The organism is Massilia genomosp. 1, from assembly GCF_011682185.1.
Classification (GTDB): domain Bacteria; phylum Pseudomonadota; class Gammaproteobacteria; order Burkholderiales; family Burkholderiaceae_D; genus Telluria_A; species Telluria_A rubra.
The window spans coordinates 1-251 of sequence record NZ_WHJF01000650.1; the positions used below are offsets into that span (position 1 = coordinate 1).

1 pseudogene is annotated in these 251 nt (G+C 53.8%); it reads left to right on the top strand.

From position 1 onward, the window contains the following. Window positions 1–128, top strand: a pseudogene (locus tag F1735_RS35140) (IS4/Tn5 family transposase DNA-binding protein); the annotation flags it as partial. Between the last annotated feature and the right edge of the window lie 123 nt (window positions 129–251).

The window sequence follows — 251 nt, forward strand, 5'->3', positions numbered from 1 at the left end:
AGACGGAATTTGAGCAACTCGACCTGGGCGATGCGCGCCTGAACAAACGAGCGAGGATCTTGATGGAGCGATTTGCGGCTGACCCGACGGCGAGCGTGCCGAAGGCGTGCCAAGGCTGGGGCGAGACCCCCCTGTGTCAAACTGTTGTGAGACAACTTCATAACTCTAATTAAGGAAGTTGGTACCCACATGGAATCGAATATGACACCAGCAGCAGGACGCATCCAAGACGATATCGATGGTTTTTCTGA